The organism is Pseudomonas sp. K5002, from assembly GCF_013386655.1.
In the GTDB taxonomy this organism is placed as follows: domain Bacteria; phylum Pseudomonadota; class Gammaproteobacteria; order Pseudomonadales; family Pseudomonadaceae; genus Aquipseudomonas.
Genome location: NZ_JACARK010000649.1, coordinates 1 through 1,401 on the forward strand (window position 1 = coordinate 1; position 1,401 = coordinate 1,401).

Annotated in this window: 1 protein-coding gene; it reads right to left on the reverse strand. The window is 63.0% G+C overall.

Going from position 1 to position 1,401, the window contains the following annotated elements:
- Positions 1 to 78: 78 nt before the first annotated feature.
- Positions 79 to 1,401 (reverse strand): non-ribosomal peptide synthetase (locus tag HX846_RS25510; RefSeq protein WP_178966329.1); only part of this gene is annotated, 1,323 nt, incomplete at its 5' end.

The window sequence follows — 1,401 nt, forward strand, 5'->3', positions numbered from 1 at the left end:
TTCCAAAGTGAGCCGCTGTAAGAGCGGAACCATAGGTGGCCGTTACCTAAATAACGGATATACACACCACACCACCACTCAAATCCTACGTCTACGCCCCAACTGCGGAATCCCCAAAGCAGGCACCACCTCCACCCGCTCCACCCGCCTCCCAACCACCCCCGCCAACCCCACCACCGTCGGCTGACTGAACAACGACCGGGCATCCACCTCCAACCCCGCCTTACGCAGCCGCGCCACCACCCCCACGGCCAACAACGAATGCCCCCCCAACTCAAAGAAATGATCCTGACGCCCCACCCGATCCAGCTTCAGCACCTGCGCCCAAACCCCAGCAATCACCTTCTCCACCTCCCCCTGAGGCGGTTCATAGGCGCGACTCAACACCGCCTCCACCCCAGGCTCCGGCAACCCCTTGCGATCCAGCTTCCCCGCCGGATTAAGCGGCCACACCTCCACCCGCACAAACGCCGAAGGCACCATGTACTCAGGCAACCCCTCCACCATGTAACTGCGCAACGCCTCAAGCCCCGGCACCGCATCACGAACAGTGAAATACGCCACCAACCGCTCATCCCGAATCAACACCGCCACCTCGCGCAATGCAGGATGCGCCGCCAACCGTGCCTCAACCTCCCCCAGCTCCAGCCGCACCCCACGCAGCTTCACCTGAAAGTCATTGCGCCCCAGAAACTCCAGGTTCCCGTCCGGCAAATACCGCACCAGATCCCCCGTGCGATACAACCGATCCCCCGCCACAAACGGGCTATCGATAAACCGCTCCGCCGTCATCTGCGCCAACCCCAGATACCCGCGAGCCACGCCCACCCCGCCGATATGCAACTGCCCACTGCACCCCAGCGGCACCGGCCGATCATGCTCATCCAATACGTAAAGCCGGGTATTACTGATGGCCCGCCCAATCGGCAACTGCAACCCCGGCACCGGCGCACCCGGCTCCAGCGTCCAGGCACTGCTGTCCACCGTCGCCTCGGTCGGTCCGTAGACGTTATGCAAGCGCACTTTGGGCAACCGCGCCTGAACCCCACGGGCCAAGGCCTCTGTCAGCTCCCCACCACCGCATAAAACGTCGGTAAGGCTGGTACAAAGCGCAGACTCCTCCAGCTCCAGAAACTGCTGCAACATCGCCGGCACAAACTTGATCACGCTGACCTGTTGCTCACGAATCACCTGCGCCAGGTACGCCGGTTCACGGTGCCCATCGGGACGCGCCAGGACCAGGCGCATGCCATTGGTCAGCGGCCAGAACAGCTCCCACACCGAACCGTCAAAACTGAACGGCGCCCGCTGCAACAACGCGCCACCCTCGGCATTCGGGCACAGTTGCGAGCCCCAGTGCATGAGGTTGCCCAGGCCGCGATGCTCGATCATCACGCCCTT